Annotated in this window: 16 protein-coding genes and 1 tRNA gene; 6 read left to right on the forward strand and 11 right to left on the reverse strand. The window is 41.0% G+C overall.

Annotation, left to right across the window (positions count from 1 at the left end):
- The first annotated feature begins 85 nt into the window (after positions 1-85).
- The 3 genes from N824_RS26180 to N824_RS26185 all read left to right on the forward strand — a co-directional run bounded on the left by N824_RS26180 (position 86) and on the right by N824_RS26185 (position 3,167).
- Positions 86-1,315: a hypothetical protein gene (locus N824_RS26180; protein ID WP_048908063.1), complete on the forward strand. Its 1,230-nt coding sequence runs from the start codon at positions 86-88 to the stop codon at positions 1,313-1,315.
- 76 nt (positions 1,316-1,391) lie between these two features.
- The gene (locus N824_RS32120; RefSeq protein WP_161662372.1) at positions 1,392-1,556 is read left to right on the forward strand and encodes a hypothetical protein; all 165 of its coding nucleotides are present in this window, start codon (positions 1,392-1,394) and stop codon (positions 1,554-1,556) included.
- 51 nt (positions 1,557-1,607) lie between these two features.
- The gene (locus N824_RS26185) at positions 1,608-3,167 is read left to right on the forward strand and encodes a recombinase family protein (RefSeq protein ID WP_084498480.1); all 1,560 of its coding nucleotides are present in this window, start codon (positions 1,608-1,610) and stop codon (positions 3,165-3,167) included.
- Here the strand turns inward: N824_RS26185 and N824_RS26190 are convergent.
- The 8 genes from N824_RS26190 to N824_RS35310 all read right to left on the reverse strand — a co-directional run bounded on the left by N824_RS26190 (position 3,130) and on the right by N824_RS35310 (position 15,470).
- A tRNA-Arg gene (locus tag N824_RS26190) sits at positions 3,130-3,201 on the reverse strand. The genes N824_RS26185 and N824_RS26190 overlap by 38 nt on opposite strands.
- A 206-nt stretch (positions 3,202-3,407) precedes the next feature.
- On the reverse strand, positions 3,408-4,523 hold the full coding sequence (locus tag N824_RS26195) for a DUF4998 domain-containing protein (protein ID WP_084498467.1): 1,116 nt from the start codon (positions 4,521-4,523) through the stop codon (positions 3,408-3,410).
- Between the two features lie 31 nt (positions 4,524-4,554).
- Positions 4,555-5,739, reverse strand: coding sequence for a DUF5000 domain-containing lipoprotein (locus N824_RS26200; RefSeq protein WP_048908065.1), 1,185 nt, complete (start codon positions 5,737-5,739; stop codon positions 4,555-4,557).
- 41 nt (positions 5,740-5,780) lie between these two features.
- Complete coding sequence (locus tag N824_RS26205) at positions 5,781-7,667, reverse strand: RagB/SusD family nutrient uptake outer membrane protein (RefSeq protein WP_048908066.1); 1,887 nt, start codon at positions 7,665-7,667, stop codon at positions 5,781-5,783.
- A 12-nt stretch (positions 7,668-7,679) separates the two neighbouring features.
- Positions 7,680-10,745 (reverse strand): TonB-dependent receptor, encoded by a 3,066-nt coding sequence (locus tag N824_RS26210; RefSeq protein ID WP_235207313.1) that lies wholly within the window; start codon positions 10,743-10,745, stop codon positions 7,680-7,682.
- Between the two features lie 423 nt (positions 10,746-11,168).
- A complete protein-coding gene (locus N824_RS26215; RefSeq protein WP_048908068.1) occupies positions 11,169-12,194 on the reverse strand; it encodes a GntR family transcriptional regulator in 1,026 nt (341 codons plus the stop codon).
- Positions 12,195-12,256: 62 nt separating this feature from the next.
- Complete coding sequence (locus N824_RS26220) at positions 12,257-14,671, reverse strand: glycosyl hydrolase (RefSeq protein ID WP_052334273.1); 2,415 nt, start codon at positions 14,669-14,671, stop codon at positions 12,257-12,259.
- A 61-nt stretch (positions 14,672-14,732) separates the two neighbouring features.
- The gene (locus tag N824_RS35310) at positions 14,733-15,470 is read right to left on the reverse strand and encodes a glycosyl hydrolase (RefSeq protein WP_084498468.1); all 738 of its coding nucleotides are present in this window, start codon (positions 15,468-15,470) and stop codon (positions 14,733-14,735) included.
- A 237-nt stretch (positions 15,471-15,707) separates the two neighbouring features.
- On the opposite strand from N824_RS35310, the gene N824_RS26225 reads away from it, so the two are divergent.
- Both N824_RS26225 and N824_RS26230 read left to right on the forward strand, forming a co-directional pair.
- A complete protein-coding gene (locus tag N824_RS26225) occupies positions 15,708-18,965 on the forward strand; it encodes a glycosyl hydrolase (protein WP_048908069.1) in 3,258 nt (1,085 codons plus the stop codon).
- A 336-nt stretch (positions 18,966-19,301) separates the two neighbouring features.
- Complete coding sequence (locus N824_RS26230) at positions 19,302-19,823, forward strand: hypothetical protein (RefSeq protein ID WP_048908070.1); 522 nt, start codon at positions 19,302-19,304, stop codon at positions 19,821-19,823.
- A gap of 63 nt (positions 19,824-19,886) precedes the next feature.
- Here the strand turns inward: N824_RS26230 and metG are convergent, their stop codons facing one another.
- Positions 19,887-21,995 (reverse strand): methionine--tRNA ligase, encoded by a 2,109-nt coding sequence (gene metG, locus N824_RS26235; protein WP_152542470.1) that lies wholly within the window; start codon positions 21,993-21,995, stop codon positions 19,887-19,889.
- A 40-nt stretch (positions 21,996-22,035) separates the two neighbouring features.
- Here metG and N824_RS26240 point away from each other — a divergent pair, with 40 nt between their 5' ends.
- Positions 22,036-22,941, forward strand: a complete 906-nt coding sequence (locus N824_RS26240) for an LD-carboxypeptidase (protein WP_048908353.1) — start codon at positions 22,036-22,038, stop codon at positions 22,939-22,941.
- Between the two features lie 31 nt (positions 22,942-22,972).
- Here the strand turns inward: N824_RS26240 and N824_RS26245 are convergent, their stop codons facing one another.
- Both N824_RS26245 and N824_RS26250 read right to left on the reverse strand, forming a co-directional pair.
- On the reverse strand, positions 22,973-23,470 hold the full coding sequence (locus tag N824_RS26245; protein WP_048908071.1) for a lipid-binding protein: 498 nt from the start codon (positions 23,468-23,470) through the stop codon (positions 22,973-22,975).
- Positions 23,471-23,493: 23 nt separating this feature from the next.
- Positions 23,494-24,966, reverse strand: a complete 1,473-nt coding sequence (locus N824_RS26250) for a SusD/RagB family nutrient-binding outer membrane lipoprotein (protein WP_048908072.1) — start codon at positions 24,964-24,966, stop codon at positions 23,494-23,496.
- Positions 24,967-24,975 lie beyond the last annotated feature (9 nt).

Consider the following 24,975-nt stretch of genomic DNA (forward strand, 5'->3'; position numbering starts at 1 on the left):
AAAATAAGCGTTTTATTTAACGTTCCCGCGCCAGAAGTACTTAATTTTGCCAGGGCAAAGCCCGGCACATTACAAACGATGAAGAATGAAGAAACTGGGCAAACCGGGGCAGCATAGTCCCAAGCAAATTGAAGCGAATAAGCTGAAGCAGCTCCAAATTGCCTGCGAAAAAATGACGGGTAAAGGTTCTTTCAATATGTTTACCGCCCTATGTAAAGCCAGGATGAGCGGCAACAGGTTACCCGCACTCAAACTCAAATTAAGCAGCGATGGCAACATCAGCCCTTTGGATTTTAAAATGTACAATGACATTTTTGTCACCCAGCTCAATACCCTAACGGTAACGACACTGACCGGAGAAACGATGACGCTGGGACAATACCTCAGGGAGGGCATGACCCTGGTCTGTTATAGTGAAATCATTCAGGAACTCGGCTCCCCAAATGCGTCAAAAGTAAAGGCCGCATTCGAGGGATACCAGCGTTCGGTGTTTACCAAACCGATACTGGACTTGTTGGAACTGATGTACCGCATGAGCACGATGTTTAGTGATTTATCGGTAGCGGTTTTTGAATACGAGATTAACCGGGTCTTTGCTTTTAGCGGGGATTCCGAAAGTAACCACGTGGTCGTCAGATTGGTTCGGTCGAAGGCGACTTCCATTAAACTGGATGGTACCAAGCGGGAAGCCATTCCTTTACAGTGGCCGGATTATCAGGGAAAAGTTATGCCCGTTTGTATTGATCCTGCACTACTGGGTCTCGGCAATTCTTTGTCGCTTTCACCTGTCTATATTCAGCGCCATGGTTTGAGGCGCTTGTCTGAACGGATCGGTATCGTGTCTGGCGTGGTTCACCTGGCACTCGTGGATTGCTTTAAAAAGGATGAAAAAATAAAGTTTCTGAGGCAGGGCGGCAGCAGTCTTGTTGAGTTTTCTCTTTATGAGCAGAAACTTGGGTATTTGGTTTGTTTGGTTCATGAGCACATGATTGTGATCCGTACCTTTCTGTTTATTACCAATGATGGTACGCCTGAAGGAAAGAAGCTGTCGGAACTAACCAGGGTGCAGCTGCTGGACAAACAGTATCTGGGAATAGATACGCTTGCGGGTTTTATTAAATTCAGGGTTGCTGAAGATCCAATTTTGAAGGGTATCTTTCTGGAGGCGGATTGTGAAAGTTTGCTCGATCTAAGTACGCTGGAGAAATTCCTGTTATCGGATGTTACGGAGAAAGATCCTTCAATTCTATTGAATTATCTGCAAGGAATCCCAAAAATTCCTGGCCAGCAAACTCCCGTACGTTTATTCCTGTAAAATCCCATTTGCTACCCATCATGGGAACAAACCTTAATCGGTCTTGCCACTTTGCGAATTAAATAATCGTGAAATTATGGAGAATGAATTTTGTGATCTGGGTGGGATCAGACCGGAAATGGCTCAGAAAATACTGGCAAAAAATGGGGTTGAAGTAAGTCTTGATGAGGCAAAGAACATCTTGGAATTGCTAATTTTTTTAGTTAACTTGTCTATGGATCAACTACTTGATCAGGAATAAAAGGCTGCCCCGGTATATACGAAAAGCCCATTTTTTAACTAATTTTTTCACATGAAAAAAGTATTTCTTTACATCCGTGTGAGTACGGATGAGCAAGCAGACAAAGGCTACTCCCAGCGTGATCAACACGAACGTCTGCAACGTTACTGTCAACAAAATTCCGTTGAGGTTTTAAAAATTGTATATGAAGATCATTCTGCTAAAACTTTTGTTCGCCCGGAATGGAGTAGGATGCTAGCGGATCTCAGGAGAGTAAAATCCAGGCCGGATGCCATCCTTTTTACTAAGTGGGATAGGTTTAGCAGGAATGTAAGCGAGTCCTATCAAATGATTGGCGTGTTGTCAAAATTAAGCGTGCAACCGATCTCCATTGAGCAGCCTTTGGATATGACTATACCTGAGAGCAAAATGATGCTCGCCATCTATCTGGCTGCAGGTGAGGTTGACAACGACCGTAGGGCATTAAATGTATTCTATGGCATGCGAAGAGCAAAAAAGGAGGGCCGCTTTATGGGTACTGCGCCTCTCGGGTATAAGAATCTATCGACACCCGATGGCAAAAAGTACATTGCTCCATATGAACCGGAAGCTGGAATTATGAAGTGGGTGTTTCAGGAAATATCCCGGAATGTATTTGCTGTCGATCAGATCAGGAAAAAGGCCAACCAGCTTGGCTTGAAGTGTACAAGAATGACCTTTTGGAGGAACATCAGAAACCCAATGTATTGTGGAAAGCTGGTGATCAAACAACACAAAGATGAGCCTTCTTACATCGTCGACGCCCAGCATGAGCCGTTGATTTCTGAAGCGCACTTTTATGATGTTCAGGATATTTTAAACGGAAGAAAGCGGGTGCCTGCTGCAAAGCTATTATCAATGGAACTTTTGCCACTTCGGAACTTTTTAAAATGCAATAAATGTCACCGCATGTTAACGGGAAGTTCCTCAAAGGGTAAACATAAACATTACTATTATTATCACTGTGATTCTTCCTGTGGGGTAAGGTATAATGCTGAGGAAACCAATAAGCTTTTCTTGAAATTACTTAAATCCTGGGTGATCAATCCGGCTGCTGTAGAGCTCCTAAAAATGGTAATATCCTCAGTATACAAAACTCGAACAAAAACGGAGTTCAATGCGAAAGCTCAGGTAATGAATGACATCACCAAACAGAACGAAAAAATCTCGAAAGCCAGACGGCTTCTTTTAGAGGAGGATATTGAACCTGCTGATTATAAAGAGATAAAAGCCGATTGTGATGCTGTAATCGCACGTTTAGAGGTAAAATTACATGAAGCTTCAGAAACGAAAATGATCCGATTGGACATTAATAAACTGATGGATAAGATTATTACTACGTTCTGCAACCTTGACAAGGTATTTCAAAAAGCGCCGTTAAAAAAACAAAGACACATCCTGTGTTCACTTTTTCCTGAAAAGATCGACTTTGACGGAGCCAAACATCGAACACCTCGGACAAATTCTATCGCTCACGTAATATGGCTGATTAACAAGGAGTTAAGAGGCTTGAAAACAGATACAGCGCCTGATTTTCAAGCGCTGTATCGGAGGGTGGTCCCGACGAGAATCGAACTCATATCTAAAGTTTAGGAAACTTCTATTCTATCCGTTGAACTACGGGACCAATAATAAATACCATTAAAGGATAAACCTTAATAGCAGGCGCAAATATAATAATAAAACAATGCCTTTAAATAGGAGTTATACTATTTTAATATAATCATGTAGTATCCACCCCAGGCCAGTAAATTTAAAAAGCCAGCAGGAAACCATTCCCGCTGGCATACCAACCTAATCTACAAGCATCGATTGCACCTGAGAGCTTGCTTCTTAAAAACCATAGGCACTAATTTCACCAAGGGTCATAAACTGGTTGTTCCCCGCAAGGCCAATTAACTTTAAATACCGGCCCTTAGGGGAACCCGATATCGGAAAAATCTGTTCTCCATTAATTAAATTATTGAAATTAAACTCGCCAAGATTAGTCCAATTTTGATTGTCAGTACTCATCATAAATTGAATCCGGCTAGGTGCCCTGTCATCCCCTCCTGGTGAATCAAAAAGCGTTCTCCATACACCAAACTGCGAGATTATCCTTACCGCTCCCATGTCAATTGTAACATAATGAGGGTATGATGCCCCGTTAGCCGTATGCCAACGCGTTCCATCAGTACCGTCAATAACGTTTTTTGCGGCGTTATCCCCGTCCGAATATTGATCAGAATAATCAATCACTTTCCAATCCTTTTTATCAAAATTGAAGAATCCACTTTCAGAGTAAGAAGTATAAAAATTATCTATACTTAGTGAATCCGGCTTAAACATCGTTCTAAACTGATAACTCGTATTGGGTTTAAGGTCATTAATTTCAGAAGTCATCAAGTCTGTCGGAAATGACTTATTCTTGATGTTTCCGTTAACATCCGTGTACTTAACTTCCGACGCAAAAGCGCCGTTCGAAATATCTGCACTGCCCCATTGGATGGTAACCTTTCCTTTAGCATCAATCAGCGAAGAGTTCACAGGCCGGGTTAACAACTGTGCTTGGTAATTTGCACCATAAGATCCACCGATTACCTCAACCGGTACGGATGAATTTCCCTTTGGATCATAGGTACGAATCACAAAAGAATAGCTTTTTTCCAGCAAATCATCAATGATCACGCTTACGGTATCTCCAGTAGGTGGAATCGGCACAATCACAGAATCTGCAAAGTTATTCCAGAATATCTTGGCATTTACCACAGAGGGGTCCGAACCCCTAAGCCAGGCAACCTTTACTCTGGCAAGCCCGGGATAAACCTTTGGTGAAGTTGCCTTTCCGGCATAGGTTAAGCCTCCGGGAACAACAAATTCTTTATAAGTATTGTCCATTTTTGTGCACCCCGATAAAATGCCAAGAATCATGAACAGTGACATGGTATTGTACAATATTTTTTTCATCATTTAAATTTTATATTGATTAGCTGACTAATATTTATTCGATTACCTGCCCCCAAAAAGTGAGTTCCATAATCACCACCTGCCCTGTACTACTATAAGTTTCTAAAGATTTTAGGCGCAGGTAACGTACTGCTGGTGGTTCACCATCAAATTCGAAATCAGCACCCAGATTACAGGCATAGTTGATGTCCTCCGCCGTTTTCTGACCTAATGGCAGACCGGAGGGTTTCGCCGTTTCAAATGTTCCTAGCTTTTGCCACTGTGTCCAGCCGCCATCTGGATCAGGAGAATTAGAGCCCCAGAGCTCAAAGTTCTTCAAACCTGAGCCTGTATAGCAATGATCATTTTGTTCCATATATTGCTTAAATCGACTTAACAGCACTTTTTTTCCTAGGTCAATGGTAATCCACTGTGGTAGCGAAGAAGCGTTTGATGATGCATAAAGCTGTCTGCTTGCCAAACCGTTCCAAAGATTGGATAATACATAACCTGGGCCTGCAATTTCTTTTTGATCCGTAGGAAGGACCAATGGACTCCAGGTATTCTTTGGAATCTCCATCTCGAACTTAGGATTGAGCTCCTTCACAAGCGTGTCAGATTTGTTATTCCAGCGATCGCGGATAAACAAGGCAAACTTCTGTTTTTTAGATTCAAGGCCCCGGGCAGCAAAATTGCCCGAAACAGCCGCTGTATAAAAGGTAGCCACAGTACTCCAGGTATTGTTGCCTGTAGTATCTCTCATGACTACGATAGCCAGATCGGCCTTATCCGGATTTTTAAAGGATACGTTTACCCCACCAAAAGTTGACGTAAAATCGGCAGTACTAAATACGGACCTTACAGGTGGGGTTTTTGGAGAAACATCAACCGATAGTGGTTCAGAAATTTTCTCGTTTTTCCCTACGCTGAATAATTGAACAGAGTGACTTAGCGTATCACCAAACCCTACCAAACGAAGTGTATCTGTATATCTTGATGATTTGGCTTCCCTAAATACTCCCGGCTGTATTTCATATACTGCCTTAACATAAGCGAGGTTCTGGTCTGTCGGAAGCGTATACGTAAGTACTGCTCCTCCCGGGGTCGGATCAACCTTCACCGCGCTGATTTGTGCAGGGGCAGGTAAATTGTCGTCTTTAAAGTCCAATCTCCCTTCCTTTGAACAACCATGCCAGAAAAAGGCCATTAGTAATCCTCCGATAAAATATATTTTTTTCATTTCTATGTTTTAAATAAATGAGCAATTTTTAAATGACATAATTACCAGCCCGTGTTCTGAACCAAGTTTCTATTGGTCGTGATGTTCCTATCAGCAATTGGCCAGAAATAGTCTTTTGTTCCAAACGTTTGGTTAAAGAGTACAGTAGTCCGGTAAAATGCCGCAGCAGTGATCTGCGAAAGGTCCCACCCCTTAATTGGATTATTTAATTCTTTCTCTGATTCTTTCCAGCGGCGCAGGTCCCAAAAGCGTTGAGACTCGAAAGCCAACTCAATTAGCCTTTCCTGATGGATAATCGCCCGCATCCCATCCTTATTAGTATATTTTGCTGGGTTGGTAGAATAATTTGACCACGACGTGGCTACACCATCTAATCCTGCGCGTTTTCTCACACGATCAATGTATTTGTAAACCTCGGAACCCGGCCCATGGGCTTCGTTCTGTGCCTCTGAATACAGCAAATACAAATCAGACAACCGCAGCAAAGGGTACGGATAATCGGTAACTGAGTAATCAGTAGAAGAGCTAACAACATTTTGAAAGTGGATCAATTTCTTGAGGTAATAACCGGTTACAGTATTATACCCGTATTTTCCTTTTCCATTCCTTTGCTTAAATTTTCCTTCCAGATACAACAAATTCATGTTGTCTCTGTCGTCGTAACGTCCCTGCCCATAATAAATACCACCGTCAAAACCAAGATCAGCATAAAATCTTGCCTCTCTGTCAAAATGTAGTCCTACGGTTTCATAGCCTTTACGGATATATAACTTGTCGTCTTCTCCAGCTGTTTTTAACAAATATCTTCCTGAGTAATTCCAGGTTTTGTCTTCGTTGATTGGCACACCCTTATCTGTATAGAACATTTCTGCTATTTTTAAGGGTGGGGAAAGCTCTCCTCTGGTTGTGGTACCATCAAGATACCTTGGATCCCACCAGGTGGAAATCAATTGCTGCAAGCCCACTGTACTGGATTGCGTATTGGCCCAAATGATCTCGCTGTTCCACTTTTCTGTGACGCTGTTTCTTATACTTAGCTGTGTCTCTATCGTATCCGTGAGATCAAATTGTTGAAATGCAGGATTGTAAACATATAGTTTCATCCCTAGTGACTCACAGAGATCTATAGCTTTTTTGGAGGCATTCGCCGCAATTTCCCATTTAGTAGTCGAATAAGTTTGGTTAAAAAGCGGACTTCCATCCTTACTTTTCAAACCTACCTGGTCGGTATTCCCATTAAACAGCGGGCTTGCCGCAGTAACAAGTACCTTAGCTTTTAAAGCCAAGGCAACGGGCTGGGTAATGCGTCCCGCTTCGGTAGCGGGGCTAATTATCGTAGGTGGCAGCGCAGGAGATGCCTCATCAAGCAGCTGAGCAATATAATTGAAACAGGAATCTATAGGGTCACGCCACACTTTTACCTGATTCACATCCGCTGATACCGGCAGGTTTGTTTTAATTAATGGAATTGGCCCGTACATTCTCACTAAAGTAAAATGATAAAAGGCCTTAAGAAATTTTACTTCCGCAATCCACCGTGCCTTTTCAGTTTCCTGCATGTCTGGCACCTGACCAATGTTTTCAAGAAAGATGTTACAGTCTCTAATGCCTTGATACATGGACTCCCATCGGTCTCCCAATGGCCCTACCTTGCTCTGAAAGCCTTTGGCTATATCAAGGTAGGCCGCCCGTTCGGGAATCTCCCAAAGCTCATCGCCTCCTACCATTGCCGGATCATCACCCAATTGTCCACTTCTAGGCATAAAGGAATAACAGGTAAATAAAAATTTCATTGCCTGAGAACGCATTGTGAAGGCATTATCAATGGTAGCAACGTTATCTGGCACTACATCTAAGAACTTTTTGCAGGAACTAACCACGACTAAAATGGCCAATAAGCAGGTTCCGAGTATAAAATATTTTCTCATAATACGTTTGATTTACTTCAGTGATATGTTTAAACCAACATTAAATACACGCTGGATTGGGTAGCCAAGACCATCTCCGCCCATTTCAACATCCCACAAATTAAATTTGCTGATATTGAACAGATTAGTGGCATTTACATAGATCCTGAAACTGGAGGTATGAAGCCGTTTTTGAAGCTTTTCTGGAATTTTATATCCAAGCTCAACCTGCTTCAGGCGTAAAAAAGCACCGTCGCGCATGAACCAGGTACTGATCTGGTTATTATTCACATTAATATTCGGACTTAACCTTGGCCAAAGAGCATAGACATCTCTCGAATCTTCTGACCAGTGACTATCAGCATAGGCTTTCAGTAATTGGGTTTGATTGTTGAAAGGTGATGTAATATTCGGATCTATCCAAAACGATTCGTTTGCCAATCCCTGAAAAAAAGCAGAAAGGTCGAAATTCTTATACCCTCCCGAAAAACCAAAACCGTACACTATTTCAGGTAATTTTGAATTTCCAATTGGCACTTTATCTGCCTCTGTAATCTGTCCATCACGATTAACATCAGTATATTTAATATCACCACCTCCATAGATTCCAAAATTCTGCCTTGGAGAATTCAGGGCTTCTGCGTCATCCACAAATAGTCGCTCTGCGATGTATCCATATTCCTGGAAAATTGGTTTACCAATCACACTGCGGTATTTTTCGTCATATACCGGTTCTTCAAAAACAGTAAATTTGCTCTTTGCGTAGGTAAAATTCCCTGTCGCTGAAAACCATAAGTCCTGATTAACTGAGTGCTGATAATCCATCGAAATGTCCATTCCCTTTCCCGAAGCTTCACCTACATTTGACCGTACTGCAGCCGTTAAGCCCATAGTAACGGGGATTGCTGAGCGTTCCATCAAGATATTTTTACGCTGTTCGGAATAGAAATCTGCTGTTATTTTTAGTTTGTTAAATAAGCCTACTTCAAGCGCAAGGTTCGTTTTTGTTGATTCTTCCCAAGTAATATCGGCATTAGCATATCGGGAGATGTTCACACCATTTAAACCAAATGATGGACCCTGGCCATTTCCGAAAAATGCGGCCCTCTCAGTTGCGTTCATATTCACGTTAGAAAGGTAAAAGAACCTGTCTTCGGGCCTTCCTATAGCATCATTTCCAACAAAGCCATAAGTCGCCCTCAACCTCAGGTTATTAACAATAGGTTTAATTTTCTCGAAGAACTTCTCGTTGGAAATACTCCACGCCAGACCTACGGAAGGGAAGAATCCAAAACGGTTTTTTTCAGCAAACCTTTCCGACCCGTTGTAGCCAAAGTTATATTCAAGATAATACCGGCTGTCGTAATTATAGGTAGCCCTTCCCGACAAGCCAACGTTTCTAAATGGAAGTGACTGCTGAAGATCTCCTGCATTCGCATTAATGTTGTTTTGCATCATATAAACCAGCAAACCACTGAATCCGTGTTTTTTGTAGCTGGTGCTATAATTCAACATCGATTCCATATAAAAAGTGGAATTAAGCGTCTTTTCTCCTTCACCATAGTCCAGGTATTCTGTGCCTGTAGCTTCATTGATGTTCGAGATGAAATAGGTGTTTGCCATCGGATCATATCCGTCAAGCGTATAGAGATAGGGATTATAAGAACGCCTTACATCAAAGAAAGATGCGCGGTTTGTATTCATCATAACTCTGAAAGAAAGCCCTTTTGCTAAAGCAGATAAGTCCTGCTTCACTTCTAATTGTGCCAACATCAGTGACCTCGAATAATTCTTATAACCGCGGGTCAGATCTGCATAAGGGTTGGTGTAAGAGCCATCACCATAGTTACCATACATGATGTGCTTTACAAAAGCATGCGCTGCATCTATCGGATAATACTGTGGAAACAATACCGGATTGGAGCGCATAACTTTCTTATACATATCTGCTCCCCCGTCCAGCGGGCCGGTATAATCATCAAAGTTTCCGCTCAAGCGCACGATCATCTCCGTTGATTTAGTTAGGTTGATTGTAACGTTAGACCGGAGGGAATAACTGGTTAGATCGATGTTATTATTAAAGTTATTCCTGGGGTCTACCTTCAGCATACCATTGTCCTTATTCAGAGATCCTGAGACAAAATATTTGGCAACTTCGCCACCACCTGTCACATTCAGGTTTGCCCGTTGGTTCATGGTATAATCCTTAAATACAAGTTGCCTCCAGTCATTAGCAGGATAGATGATCGGATTAACTCCCGCTGCTGTATTCGCGATCTTTTCATCACTATAAAGAATTGTTCCCAACGGATTACGGGTCAGAATGGATTCATTCGACTGCTTCATGTATGTAATGGGATCTGCCATTTCAACGTTTTTTACCGCACTTGACAGGGAATTTTCTAAACGCAACGTAATTTCAGCTTTACCAACTTTCCCCTGTTTAGTGGTAACCAGGATCACTCCGTTTGCTCCACGAGCTCCGTACAAAGCAGTAGAGGTAGCATCTTTCATAATCGAGAAACTGGCAATATCATCCGGTTGTAAGCGGGCAAGATCTGTGGTGGTCAATTCCATTCCGTCAATCAAGATCAATGGAGAATTTTTATAGCCAAAAGTAGTAACCCCTCTGATAAAGAAGTTAGCATTATCTTGTCCAGGCTCTCCGCTTCGTTGATAAGCGATAAGACCAGCGGCTCGCCCTGCAAGGGCAGTGGTAAGATTACTTGAAGGAATTTTAAGATCTGATACCTTAATCGAAGTAACAGCCCCAACTAAATCGTTTTTCTTTTGAGTGCCAAAAGCAACTACCGCAACTTCTTCAAGCGCATTTTTATCGTCGGGAATTAACTTGACGTTGACAGTATTTTTTTCGCCAACGGTAATCTTTTGTGTAGCGTATCCAACATAGGAAAAAATCAACACTTCCAAATCACTGTTTACCTGTATGCTGTACTTCCCGTCGGGGCTTGTCATTGCGGCACGTTTCGGCTTAGATCCCTCAACACTGATGGTTACATTTGGGATCCCCGCTCCTGTTTCGTCCAAAACAGTTCCCGTAATTATGCGCGGGGCGGCAATTTTATTTAAAGTCTTCATTTCTCCCGATTTAAGCGCAAAAACAAAATTGCACACCATCGAGAGAGCTATGAGAACAAGCGTTTTTTTCATACCTTTACTCTGTTTAAATGTAAATATTCGCAGATAACGGATATCTAGGTTGCTTCCGTGGTTCCGTTCTGCACTAAAAGAATTGTGACATTTGGCTGTTAGCTATTCAATACTTCTTTAGGCCAATAAAGAAGTATGGATAGTTGACATAAATGGATGTATAAGTTCTATTTCATAAGCACCTACCTTTCTGTAAATAATACAGAAGACGATACCGAACTTCAATTAGAATGAGAGGACGCATACTGTTTGGTTTGTATTTGGTTAACACAATAATAGTTTTTGCAAGCATGATCCGCAACCTGTTCTGTCTGATGTAGATACACCCGCACTAGCATCCATCTGTCTGTTTCACAACGAATTCCTTGCTGTAACTTTAAAAGGAATTGCCAAATGTCCCTTTGAATTATCAAGAACCATGTTTGCTGCGGCTTCACCCATCATTGCAAAATTGGTGGATATGGTTGTAATCCCTGAAAGGATTAGTTTCTTTATGGGTGTCTCGTTATAAGATATGACTCCTATTTCCGAACCAATTTTGAGTTGATTATTCACAATTTTTTCTACCAGCTCAACCAAATGGTCTTCCCTCAAATTAATATACACCGTTCCCGAAAGAAATATTTCATTTTCTAGATCGGATAATACCTCATAGTTAAAGGCATACTGCTGACAAAAATCAATAAAGCCAGTTAAAATCTTTTTGGAGTAATAACTCTTAGAGGGAAAAATGATCTTAATGGTATGATAATTACTCAATCGCCCTCTAAGTTCCTCCAATGCATATTGTATGTCCTTTTCGAAATCCTCATAAACAGTGCAAAAATCGCCCGATATTTCCGGAATCAGCTTATCTACCAACACTAGTTTCTCTTTCGGTAAATTGTTTATCAATGCATAGGCGCTTTTGTGTTCATTAAAGAAATGTGGAATAATCACAATCTTACTATAGCGATCAACCTTATCTTCCAGAATTTTTCTGAACAGACTAAAATTGTTATTGTAAACATAAAAATCTACAGATACATCACTTCCTAATTTTGCCGTGAAAGCATCATATATAATTTTCTTATGATCGCTTAGTTTATTAAAGAGCAGCAAAATTTTGAAAGGCTGCTCAAATTCAACGTTCGACACAAAGTAGCCTTTCCCCGGTACAGAATCCACAACTCCAAATTTCTTCAAGCCCAAATAAGCCCGTTCAATTGTATTTCTTCCAACCTCAAGGCTTTCACTTAAATAGTTAATGGAGGGCAGTACATCATTAACATCAATCTCGCTGGTTTTAATAGCATTCAGTATAGAATCAAAAATCTGAAGATACTTCGGCGTTTTTGAGTATTCATTTATTTCAATTATTTTGAGATAATTTTTCATAATAAGAATAGTTTATCAGTTCCACCCACAACCATGTATGACTCATTGAATCATCACAACTTTTAATACTTAATCAAGTTAATTTTAACCGGCCCTAATAGCCCGGAAGGTTCTAAGCCGCCCCTTTGGTCAGGGCCAAACAATGCTGCTGTTCTTCTTTTCTCCGCAGGCAAAAGGGCATCCCCCATTAAACGGTTCACCCAATTGTTCACTATTCTTATTTCCAGTTTGTTCTTTCCCTGTTTAATTGCTTTGGTAATGTCAAGCTGGTAGGGAGGTGTCCAGGCGCCGCCGACTTCAATACCATTAAGCGTAATTTTGGCGATATTTTTAGCTGCACCGAGATCAATAATATAATTTACCCCCTTATCTACTTTTTTTGCACTAAACTCATTTCGGTATACCGCAGCGCCAGAGTAGTATTTGATGCTGTCATTTGAGTTCACAGACCAATCTGTTAGCGTATTAAAAAGTATCGGTTTTTTAGGACCACCCATCTTACTATCAAATGTCACCACCCATGGCTTTGTAACCTCAATACTGAGCTCTGGAGCGGGATAATTTGATTTAATCGAATCACCCTGTATTCCTGGTTTTCTGAAAACTATAAATGCGCTTTCATTTGCTGCAAGCTGAATCGGCACCATAGTGCTTGTAGCCGTTTGATGGAAAGAGGGCAAATCTCTCATAGTACCCGTTACCGCATCCCACAACTCGGGTTTTTTGCCGACTACACGAAATTGAGCCGAAATATTAACCCCCTCATTTTTCTGATTGGAAATAAAATAGATCGATCCGTCTTTCAGTTGCCTATGAATAAACAGTACAGGGTCGTGTTCGGCCGTCTTAAAATCAGGAATTATTTTGATTAGGTCAAAAACCTCCTGCATATTCATTACATTAAGAACCATCCCTTTACCATAACGGTTTACCTTATTTGCTTGTCCATCAACATTACCCCACAGTTCATCAGCCANTGATYKKANWKWTCGATCTGATTCCGGATAACCTTGCAGGCTAGGCGATCTTTCCGGCTTTGGCCCCAACACCACAGCGCCATTTTTCACCAGACCCTTTATTTTCGACAATAATTCTGGCCGCATCGTTTTTTGTTTGGGCAACACTAATACTCCGTAACTGATCCCATTTGGTAATAAAAGCCTGCCATCTTTAACAGACAGATCATCTTTAATAACATCAGCGTTGATGTAATCGAACGAATATCCTTTCGGTAGCGCAGGATCAGTAATTCCCATAAGTTTAGGGGCATCCTCTCCAATAAAATATGCCGCATCAGCAACATATTGACCCTGTTGCAACATCACATTGCATCGTTTAAGGTACTTAATAAAGATATCCATATCATAGAACCAGGTATTTCCCCGGTTAAATTCGGTACCAAACCATGCACTTATGCCCGGTTTAGGTCCTATTTCGGGCTGGTGGATAAAAACATGTAGTAACGTATTGTTTACACCCTCAGTAAAAAAGCGGTCGCCGCGGGCCTTTAAAGATGCCGGATGCGCACGCCAGGCGGCATTTGCTGAAGTCCAGGATTCTGCAGACACCTTAACCTTTCCATAGATATGTGCTGCTGATGAAGCCGCTCTGTTTTCAACTGTGCCCAAACGACCGTCGAGCCAAAATTCCCCGGCAACCTCGTCAGACTGTCCCCCATATTGTAAAAACTCTCCAGGGAAACCAAAATAACCATAGTTTTCAAGCCAGGTAGTCAATCCATGCTTGTGGCTTACTTCCCGTAGCCCACCTACGTATTTAAATGCTATATCATCAGCAATTAATCGTCTCAGATCCCATAAAAAACGTTCCGAAAGTACTGCACTCCCAACCACCTTACCTTGTAATACAGGAATAAATGGGGTGGCGTCATAATTATATTTCGCTTTAAATTCCTGCAATAGGAAATCAGTCCAGTTCTGACTGCCAGTCTCATAGCTGTCCGCTATCACCACCGTAAGCGTTTTACGATCCTCCGCTGGAATTCGCTTCAATATCTGTCCCACGTAGGCATCAAAATGTGCAGTAATGTGTTCCTTGCTCATTTTGTCCGTTTCCAAGCCAGTGGCTTCAGGTGTAGCAGGCACGTTTGTTGTATTTGTGGTAGTCATACCGGTGCGTTCGATGATCCAGTTACCCGAAGGCACCTTCCAGTTTAAACTGCCATCTGGAGCCATATATTTTGAAATATCGATCACCTTTGCCGGATCGATAATGTATTTTGAATGTTCATCACGCTGCGGCTCCCATACATAAGCATTCCAGATCAGATCTTCCGTTTGCCAGGCTTTAGCCATCGTTTTTTCCATATAGCCGTCAACAATAGCTGTCGACGAGAAATTCATTTCGCTTATGCCCGAATCCCCAGAAACATTGCTAATGACTACCCTAAAGCTGGCAGATGTAGTGGCAGGTATAGAAATCGCAGATTTTGCCCAGGGTAAAAAACCAAAATTCAAAGCGGGCGCTCTTCTATCTACTACAAAATGCTTAACAGAAACAYACNWCRYTMTTNSGWYCTYANCNCTGGATGTCGCCTTCAAAATAAGTTGCACGATGTAGTGTTGACAAAGTTAAGCTGCGCAGGGTGTAAGGCTTCGACGTATTGATGTCAATCGAAAATTGCTGACCATGTTTAAAATGGATCCCTGTTGCCTCGTTATTATCCATCAGATTTTTAAGCGAATCGATGCCTTGTTCAGAGGTCAGTTTGGGTTTTAACGCAACCATACCCTCATTAAAATCAGCCGGGACGGGATAAGCAAGTAGTTTAACATCTTGAAAGTTTTTCTGAGGACTGGTTAACTGTTTATTGAACAATATCGGACCCTTAACCATAACCTGCGAGGAGGTCAGGTAGCGCATGGCTTGCTCCGGCTTAACCCATGGGCCTCCTGCCTGGCTCCAGCCCGGGCCATTAAACAACCCAATTTGAATATTGAGGCGGGTTGCAGTTTTAAGCGAGGTATGTAAAATATCCCACCATTCTTCCGAAAGAAACTTAATTTTTCCATATGGCACATCATTTAAGCCAATATCGCCAATAAATGCACGGTTAATACCCACCTTTTTCATTGCCTCAAGATCCTTTACAACCCCTTCTTTTGAAACATTTCCAGATAGCCAGTACCAGTATACACTGGTCTGAATGGAATCAGGAGCGGTTATGAAAGTGTGTTCAATTTCCTGTCCTTTTGCGAAATTCAATATGAAACAGAGTAAAACCAGGCAAAAACAGGTGCTTTTTGAAAGTGTCATAAGATTAGTTAATATTTGGTTAGTGCATGCCTAATCTCCAAAATTATTGCTTATGGATACAGGAGAAATAGATGTTTTGATAAATCAAATGTACTTTTTGGCAATCAACATCTTTACCCGTGTCCGCTTTTTTATCAAAAAGGACAAAGAAAAGTGCATTTTGTAAAAATTTAATAGCCGGAAACTGGCTAATATTGTAAAAGATGTGGCCACCCACTGACCAATTAAACCATTCTAATGAAAAATCTATACTTTTCAATATTATTTACAGCCTTATCTACTTACAGCTTTGCTCAAAGCAAACACCTGGAAAGTGAATTTGTAACACCACCTGCTACAGTTCGAACAAGTGTATACTGGTACTGGATGTCTGGAAATATCTCTAAGGAGGGTGTGGTAAAGGATCTTGAGGCAATGAAAAAAGTGGGTATTAACCGTGCATTTATTGGAAACATCTATTTTGATCCTTACGAGGGGGGCCGAAATGTTAAACTAATGAGTGATGAATGGTGGGAGGTTACGCATACAGCGTTAAAAAAGGCCACTGAATTAGGCATTGAGATAGGGATGTTCAATTCTCCGGGCTGGACCCAGGCAGGCGGCCCCTGGGTAAAACCTAACGAGGCGATGCGGTATCTGGCCTCATCCGAACTGAGGGTTAAAGGGCCCGCAAACATTTCTACTACATTAAAAAAACCTACCGAACAATTTGAAGATGTAAAAGTTATCGCTTATCGTGTGCCGAAAGACGATCTCATGATTCTTGATAAATCCAATTCCAAAATCAGCATAATACCCGAGCTAAAAAATTCAGAGAAAATATTTGATGGCGACCGGCTTTCAGATGCTGCTCTTCCTGAAAACTTAGATATAAGCATAAATATTATTGCAAAGGAAAGTTTTACGGCACGAAGTCTTACGATCTACCCTTCACACACCAGCATCAACGCCTCATTTGAATTACAAGCAAAAAAAGGAAATGAGTTTCACACCATCTCTAAATTCAATATAGATTGGCATCACCTTGCCCTAATTGTCGGGTTCCAGCCTTTTGCTCCAGTTGTGATGTCTCTTGACGAGACCACGGCCAAGGAATTCAGGATTCTCGTAAAAAATAAACGCAATGAAGGAGGCATTGCAGAAATAGAGTTGTCTGCTTCCCCAAAAATAGAAAGTTACGCTGCAAAAACATTTGCGAAGATGTTTCAGGATCCTCTTCCTCAGTGGGACCATTACATGTGGAGGGCACAGCCTGAGGTCAAGAATGCATCATTGAATATTGACCCGGCAAAGGTGATCGATATTTCGAAATATTTAACTGCAGATGGAAAACTAACATGGAAGGCACCAGCAGGTGAATGGGTAATCTTGCGTACAGGCATGACTCCAACCGGAGTTACCAATAACCCCGGAGGTCCAGATGGAACAGGCCTCGAGATAGATAAAATGAGTAAGAAACACGTTGCTACCCATTTTGATGCCTTTATAGGAAAGATTCTAAAACGTATACCGGCTGAGGATCGAAAGACATTTAAAGTAGTTGTTCAGGACAGTTACGAATCTGGCGGGCAAAACATTACTGACAACTTACTTGCTTCCTTTAAACAACGTTATGGTTACGATCCTTTACCTTTCCTGCCGGCTTATTTTGGAAAAGTTGTAGGCAGTCAAGCCCAATCCGATAGGTTTTTATGGGATCTACGCCGCTTAATTGCCGATAAAGTTGCATATGATTATGTAGGTGGATTTAGAGAGATGTGCCACAAGCATGGGCTAACTACCTGGCTGGAAAACTATGGCCATTGGGGATTTCCTGCAGAATTTTTAATGTACGGCGGCCAGTCAGACGAAGTTGGGGGTGAGTACTGGATACCTAGTACCACTCCATCCTGGGAAAACGATCTGGGTAACATAGAAAATCGGGCAGCATCGTCATGCGCTCACATTTACGGGAAAACCCTGGTATCCGCCGAATCAAATACCAGTGGAGGGCCCGCTTTCTCGCACGTGCCAGCAGAAACCAAACAACGTACAGACAAATATTTTTCTGAAGGTATCAACAATACATTACTCCATGTGTATGTCCATCAGCCCGACTCAACCAAATTCCCTGGAACCAACGCCTGGTTTGGCACCGAATACAACCGTAATAATACCTGGTTTTCGCATATCGATCTGTTTCTTGATTATGTTAAACGCTGCAATTACATGTTGCGCCAGGGCCTAAATATTGCGGATGTTGCCTACTTTATTGGTGAGGACGTACCGAAAATGACGGGTATACAAGACCCCGCACTTCCACAAGGTTATCAGTTCGACTATATTAATGCAGAGGTCCTCCTTCGTGATGCCAGTGTAAAAAATGGACTAATTACCCTTCCTCATGGAACATCTTATCGGGTATTGGTTCTTCCTAAAATCAATACCATGCGTCCGGAATTGCTAGCAAAAATCAAGCAATTGGTAGCCGATGGGGCAATCGTTCTGGGTGCTCCGCCGACACACTCTCCGAGTTTACAAAACCAGCCGGCATCAGATGCCTTAGTTAAGAAATTAGCCTCGGAATTATGGGACGGACTTGATGGAAGCAAAACTACCGCTGCAAAATTCGGTAAGGGAATGATATTTAATGGTGTGCCCCTGGAAGATGTATTTTCAAAAATCAGCGTCACACCAGATTGTAAAATTCCTTTGGAAAACGCAATTAAATTTGGACATCGTAAGATGGATAATACCGATATCTACTTTATTACAAACCAGACCGCCACAGTACAAAGCACTGATATTAAATTTCGCGTTAAAGGAATGGAGCCCGAATTATGGAACCCGATAGACGGTTCAATGCGTAAACTTCCAGCATTTTCATCCGATGCTGAAGCCACCAACATTCCCATCGTATTGCACGCTTATGAAAGCGCGTTTATCGTATTCCGCGAAAAAGCTCAACCTGTTGTAGCTGGTACGTTAAATTTTCCGAAACCCGCTAAAGTCACTGATCTTAAAACGATTTGGGATGTCAGCTTTAAGGGCATGCTTACCAATCCTAAACCTATACACCTAAATGAACTTCAAGATCTTGCCACATCACAGGATAAAAACATAAAGTATTTTTCCGGAAACATGCTATACACTACCTCATTTAAAGTTGATCTAGCAGCAGCCAAAGGACAAGATATTTATATTGATCTCGGTGAAGTGAGCACCATGGCCAAAGTTTGGATAAATGATAAATATGTTGGCGGCGTGTGGACACCTCCATATCGTGTAAACATTTCACCTGCATTAAAGCAAGGCCTAAACACACTTCGCATTGATGTAGTGAATACCTGGGTTAACCGAATGATAGGTGACAAAATTGTGCCCAAAGAGCAGCGTGAAACCTGGTCTGGAATTAACCCCTACAACCCCGATTCGCCATTGCAAAAAACAGGTTTAATTGGCCCTGTAAAAGTAGAATATATGCCTGCGAGTAAGTCCATGTTGAGTCCATGGTAAGTCCATATCTACTCCCTGTTTTTACAACAAAACTTTACATATGCCACTCATTATCAGAAGATTAAATTTTTATTTTTCTGTAACCAAAATATTCTAAGCGTTTAATTTTAAACCTCCAAAAGACGAGAAAACTTGACGGTAAATACATTAGAGGGCTAGTTGGCGACGCTGTTTTTTAAAAAAGTCGGCAAAACACAAGTTGTTCAGAGCAAATCCAAAAAAAGATAAGACAAACTGTTGCAACTAAAAAAGCAGCAAGCGTTTTTGGTAAAGCCAGCAACCTGGCGTCTGATATAAGGGGTTTCGCAAGCGCAAACTATTGGCGACCATGATGGCATGGCGATCTCGCGGTTTACCGGAGAAAATGCACTTCTACTTAATTCAGCCCTTATCGGCGAAACACAAACATTTGATTTTTCGATTGCCGCATTTAACAAGCTTAATGGTTTTGAATTCGATATCGATTCCCCAGTAAGGAAGCAGTTATTTGCTCAGCCACGAGTCACAACAACTGATGAAGCGATTAAAATAGCATTGCCTGAGCTGCACATTCCAAAAGACCTAAAGTTCCCTGCTGATGGAAAAAATTGTGTCATAGCTTTTCAACTGGCATTATTTGACCTGCAAAACTACTGGCGATTTGCACAAGAAACGCAGTCTATTGAAATAAAATACAAGTTTAAACCCCTTACTATACCCGAAACAGAGCTCAATTTTGATACACAAGCAGGATGCCTTTGTGGCATAACGGTTACCCTTCATTACTTTACAGAAACATTTGCCGGGAACTTAGGAATTAATAGTAACCCCTTTAATCCTGCAGCTATATTAAAAACATTTATGATCCCTGGACAATAAACCCGGATGCAATTGACGGCTGGAGAGAAATGTCATTCAATGTAAAATAATAGTGTGATTCGATTATCGAATCACACTACCAACGCTATGATTTTCTACTGGAGACACAAAAGCCAGTTTACCGTCCGAATCTTCAGACATTAAGATCATTCCCTGAGATAGAATACCCTTAATTTCACGAGGGGCAAGGTTTACAACCAAACTCACCTGCTTTCCAATTATCTCTTCTGGTTTATAATACTCGGCAATACCGGAAACAACAGTTCTTTGATCTATACCGGTATCAAGCGTTAGTTTTAATAGCTTTTTGGTCTTCTCAACCTTTTCAGCTGCTACAATTGTAGCCACCCTGATATCAATTGCGGTAAACTGTTCAAATTGAATGTTTTCCTTAGCAGGCTCAACAGTTGCGGTTGCAGCAACATTATCGGCTTTGCTCTTGTTAAGTTTATCTATTTGAGCCTGTACAGTTTCATCTTCGATCTTATCAAATAGTAATACAGGCTCATTAAGCTGATGTCCACGTTTCAATAAGCCCATTTTACCTGCATCTTCCCACAAATGACCGCCGTAGTTCAGCATTTTCTGCAATTTATCGGCAGTAAATGGTAAAAACGGTTCGATCAAAATTTCTATAGTAGCCGCAATTTGCAAACTGATGTTTAAGATGGTACGAACACGATCTTCATCTGTTTTAATTACCTTCCATGGCTCCGTTTCTGCAAGGTATTTATTCCCTAAGCGGGCAACATTCATTACCTCCGATAAAGCCTCTCTGAAGCGATAATTTTCAATCGAAGCACTGATCTTTGCAGGGTATGCAGCCAAATCATCAATCACTTGCTGATCTTCCGGAGTTTTAGTCATACACATTGGAACTTTACCTCCAAAATACTTATGGGTTAAAACTACCACCCTATTAATAAAGTTACCTAAAATGGCAACCAGTTCATTGTTATTTCTGGCCTGAAAATCTTTCCAGGTAAAATCGTTATCTTTTGTTTCAGGAGCTGTAGCAGTTAAAACGTAACGCAAAACATCCTGCTTATCTTTAAATTCAACCAGATACTCATCAAGCCAAACTGCCCAGTTTTTAGAGGTCGATATTTTTTGACCTTCTAAATTCAGGAACTCATTTGCAGGTACATTATCGGCCAATATATAATCTCCGTGGGCCATTAACATTGCCGGGAAAATAACACAGTGGAATACGATATTATCTTTACCTATAAAGTGAACAAGCTTGGTTTCATCATCTTTCCAATACTGTTCCCAGCTGCCATTTTCTACCTCGTTTTGGTTAATGTAATATTCTTCAGCTTTAGGGTTCCAGATACCCAAACGAGCGTATTCAAATAGCTCTTTTGTTGCCGAAATGTAGCCAATAGGCGCATCAAACCAAACGTACAAAACTTTACCTTCGGCGCCTTTAACGGGAACTTTAATACCCCAATCCAAATCTCTGGTCATAGCACGAGGCTGTAGACCCGCGTTAAGCCAGCTTTGGCATTGTCCGTATACATTTGGTCTCCACTCTTTGTGGCTCTCAATGTAAGTCCTTAATTGATCTTCATATTTATCAAGCGGCAAAAACCAGTTCTTTGTCTCTTTTCTTACAGGTTTCTCTCCAGATAAAGTAGATTTAGGATTGATAAGATCTGTCGCATTTAAAGTACTTCCGCAATTTTCACACTGATCGCCGTAGGCATTTTCATTTCCGCATTTAGGGCAGGTACCAGTAATGTATCTGTCGGCCAAAAAAGTCTGTGCCTTTTCATCGTAGTATTGTTCGGTTACTTCTTCCGTAAAAACACCTTTATTGTAAAGTGTTTCAAAGAAATCTGAAGCAGTTTGATGATGCATCAAAGATGATGTACGGTGATAAATATCGAAGGAAACACCAAGTTCTTTAAAGGAATCTCCAATGATTTTATGGTATTTATCTACTATTGCCTGAGGTGTAGTTCCTTCCTTTTTTGCCTTTAAGGTAATCGGAACTCCATTTTCGTCAGATCCGCAAATAAACTTTACATCTCTTTTATTAGAGCGCAAATACCTTACATAGGTATCCGCAGGCAGGTAAACGCCAGCAAGATGTCCTATATGTACAGGTCCGTTTGTATAGGGCAGCGCAGCCGTAACGGTATATCTCTTTATTTTACTGTTATCCAAAACTATTTTTATTATTTTGTCAAAGATAAGTGTTTTACTAATGATTAAACAGCCAGCATATTTAAAAAAAGGAGACAAAATTGCAATAGTTTGTCCAGCCAAGAAATTAACCCGCAGCATTGCCTACGCAATTACTGTTTTGGAGGGCTGGGGACTGCAAGTTGTAATTGGCAAAACGGTGCACGCAGCTCATCACCAATTTGCTGGTGATGATAGTTTAAGGGTTCAGGATCTTCAGTCCGTTTTGGATGATCCGGAGGTTAAGGCCATTATAGCTGGGCGGGGCGGTTATGGCACGATCAGGATTATTGATGATCTTGATTTTACCGCGTTTAACGCACAGCCTAAGTGGATTGTTGGCTTTAGCGACATCACAGTTTTGCTATCTCACCTACTTGCAAAACTAAATACACAAAGCATCCATGCTCAAATGCCTTATACTTTTGATAGCGCGACTCCAGAATCTCTGGAATCATTACGGAAGGCGTTGTTTGGTGAAGAGATTACTTATGAATGTCCAGCCGGCAGTATCCCCAATAGAAAGGGAGCGGCCGGAGGCATATTAATTGGCGGCAATTTGACGCTTTTAGTAATGGTTGAAGGCTCAGCATCAGAAATGGATTATACCGACAAGATTTTATTTATAGAGGATGTTGGGGAGCACGAATATTCTATTGATAGAATGATGCGGATGCTTAAACGCAGTGGTAAACTAGCAAAGTTAAAGGGACTAATTGTAGGTGCTTTTAATGAAGTTGAAGCAGAAGATATTCCTTTTGGATCGAGCCCGGAACAGGTAATCTGGGAGATTGTAAAAGATTATGATTATCCGGTTTGTTTTGGCTTTCCGGTGGGTCATATTGATGATCATAGAGCGATGGTTTTGGGTAAAACCGTTCGGCTAAAAGTTGAAGTTAATGCTGTTAAACTAAAAAGCCCTATCTAATAAATAGATAAGGCTTTTTATGAATAAAAAGTTAGTATTGATCTTCTTCGTACTGAGATCTTCTGTGACCAGAAAGAATATAAGTCTTTCCATCAGTCTCAGTTGAATACTTTACATATATACTGTCTGCAATTGTTTGACTTCCTTTAAGCTTGGTAGCCTCAAGTAACACTTTGCCTTCTAAAACGTTAAATCCTTTGTTCGGTGTAAAAGCAATATTAGTTCCACTACCACTAATGGTTTTAGCTGCAACATCACAGCTAACTTTGCCTAATAAGCCATAAGGTACAGCGTTCGTTAACATTTTCATCCAAACAACGTTATTTACGTTATCAGAAGTATTGTATGTACTAAGCGTTGCGTAAGTTGGCCTTGCGGCGGATCCATCTGCATTGTACACATGAACATACCACTCACCTGAAATAGGATATACAGGTGAAACTTCCACCTCAGGATGATCCTTTTTGCAGCTCGCAGCGGTTAATCCTACTAAAACGAGCACTAAATATATTAATCTATTTGATTTCATAATTTCTTGTTAAAAATTTAAAACTACTGTTTGTGCCACCACATTTTAGTATTAATAGCAACCGCTTTAGGGGTATTAGGATTAAAGTCAGAAGATATTTTAGGATATAACAATCTTCTTGGAATCTCAGTACCACCTAAACTTGTATTAACTGAAATGGTGTATTCACCTGCAACGTAACCTGGAGCATCAGTACCAACAGGGCTGACAACCGGATATCCCGTTCTGTTTTGATCGAAGAACGAATCCCAAGCCTGACAGCGAACTGCTGCTACCCATTTTTGAGTAATGATCGCTTTTACCATTTGTTCAGTTGTTCCTGCTTTAAATTCATATGCACCACCTGTTGCAATAAAGCTTGAAGCATCTTTTGACCACCTTGCGAAAGCAAGAGTTACACCTTGATCATAAGCTGTTTTTGCTTTTCCTGCATCACCTAAACGCGCCCAAGCTTCAGCCTGCAAGAATTTAGATTCTGCTGCAGAAGCAAAATAAACCGGATCAGTAGCCGCCAATACCGCTCTCGAAGTTTCATTGGTTTGAGGGCCAGTTAACGTAAAATTACCTTGTTCTATACCAATGTAAGCTGTTTGACCTGGTTGGCCTTTAACATCTGCCAATTCAAAGAAATTGCCAATACGTGGGTCATTGTTCTTTTTCAAGAAACTTAACAATGTATTACTTGCTTTAATGTTAGAGAAAGTATTCAATTTACGTCTATCATACTCATAAAGAGGATTGGATTTACTTTCAACGTCAGAGAAGCCAGTCATTTTTGCATCTAAAGTCGCTAATAAATCTCCTTCTGTTAATAATGCTTGAATTGCAGCTTGATTAGCTGTAAAATCTCTCATAAGGATTTTAAGTTTCAAAGTCTTTGCAAATTTTATCCACTGAGCAATGTCTCCTTGAAATATAAAATCTTCATTACCTATTTTTGGTAAAGCGATTGCATCAGCACCTTTTGAAATAGCTTCGTCAAGTTGTGCAATTAATTTGGCATTTACTACTTTACCGTCTTCCCAGTGTGGTGCTTTGTTTTTATCGCCTGTTAAGCCCTCTGTATATGGTAATTGACTATAAAAATCAACCAATACATGGAAATCTAAAACTGACATTACAGAAGCCGGAATATAATAGTTCCAGGCACCTGATGCTTTAGACATCTCCATTGTTAAAGACAAGTCTTTTAATCCACCGCCGAAAACGCTTGTCCATACAGTGTTATAATCAGCCACACCGATAGAATATTGGTCTACGGTTTTATACTGAGCAGAGGTATTGTTTTGCGTATAGTGTTGCGACCAGAACGCGCCAAGGTTTTGTAAATCGCCACCAATTTTAGAAGCCGAATAAGCGATACCTGAGGGCAAAAGCAACTTTGGAGTTGCCTCTGTTGGCAAATAAGGGTCCCTATTTATGTCTAAATCACTTTTACATCCAACCACTGAAACCAGGGCCGCCATGTATAGTCCGATTATTTTTAATTTCTTCATTTCTTTAAT

The organism is Pedobacter sp. V48 (genome assembly GCF_000523515.1).
Lineage (GTDB): Bacteria > Bacteroidota > Bacteroidia > Sphingobacteriales > Sphingobacteriaceae > Pedobacter.

Coding starts and splice junctions, on each gene's coding strand:
- N824_RS26180 (WP_048908063.1), top strand. CDS start 86: ATGAAGAAACTGGGCAAACCGGGGCAGCATAGTCCCAAGCAAATTGAA.
- N824_RS32120 (WP_161662372.1), top strand. CDS start 1,392: ATGGAGAATGAATTTTGTGATCTGGGTGGGATCAGACCGGAAATGGCT.
- N824_RS26185 (WP_084498480.1), top strand. CDS start 1,608: ATGAAAAAAGTATTTCTTTACATCCGTGTGAGTACGGATGAGCAAGCA.
- N824_RS26195 (WP_084498467.1), bottom strand. CDS start 4,523: ATGATGAAAAAAATATTGTACAATACCATGTCACTGTTCATGATTCTT.
- N824_RS26200 (WP_048908065.1), bottom strand. CDS start 5,739: ATGAAAAAAATATATTTTATCGGAGGATTACTAATGGCCTTTTTCTGG.
- N824_RS26205 (WP_048908066.1), bottom strand. CDS start 7,667: ATGAGAAAATATTTTATACTCGGAACCTGCTTATTGGCCATTTTAGTC.
- N824_RS26210 (WP_235207313.1), bottom strand. CDS start 10,745: ATGAAGACTTTAAATAAAATTGCCGCCCCGCGCATAATTACGGGAACT.
- N824_RS26215 (WP_048908068.1), bottom strand. CDS start 12,194: ATGAAAAATTATCTCAAAATAATTGAAATAAATGAATACTCAAAAACG.
- N824_RS26225 (WP_048908069.1), top strand. CDS start 15,708: ATGAAAAATCTATACTTTTCAATATTATTTACAGCCTTATCTACTTAC.
- N824_RS26230 (WP_048908070.1), top strand. CDS start 19,302: ATGGCGATCTCGCGGTTTACCGGAGAAAATGCACTTCTACTTAATTCA.
- N824_RS26240 (WP_048908353.1), top strand. CDS start 22,036: ATGATTAAACAGCCAGCATATTTAAAAAAAGGAGACAAAATTGCAATA.
- N824_RS26245 (WP_048908071.1), bottom strand. CDS start 23,470: ATGAAATCAAATAGATTAATATATTTAGTGCTCGTTTTAGTAGGATTA.
- N824_RS26250 (WP_048908072.1), bottom strand. CDS start 24,966: ATGAAGAAATTAAAAATAATCGGACTATACATGGCGGCCCTGGTTTCA.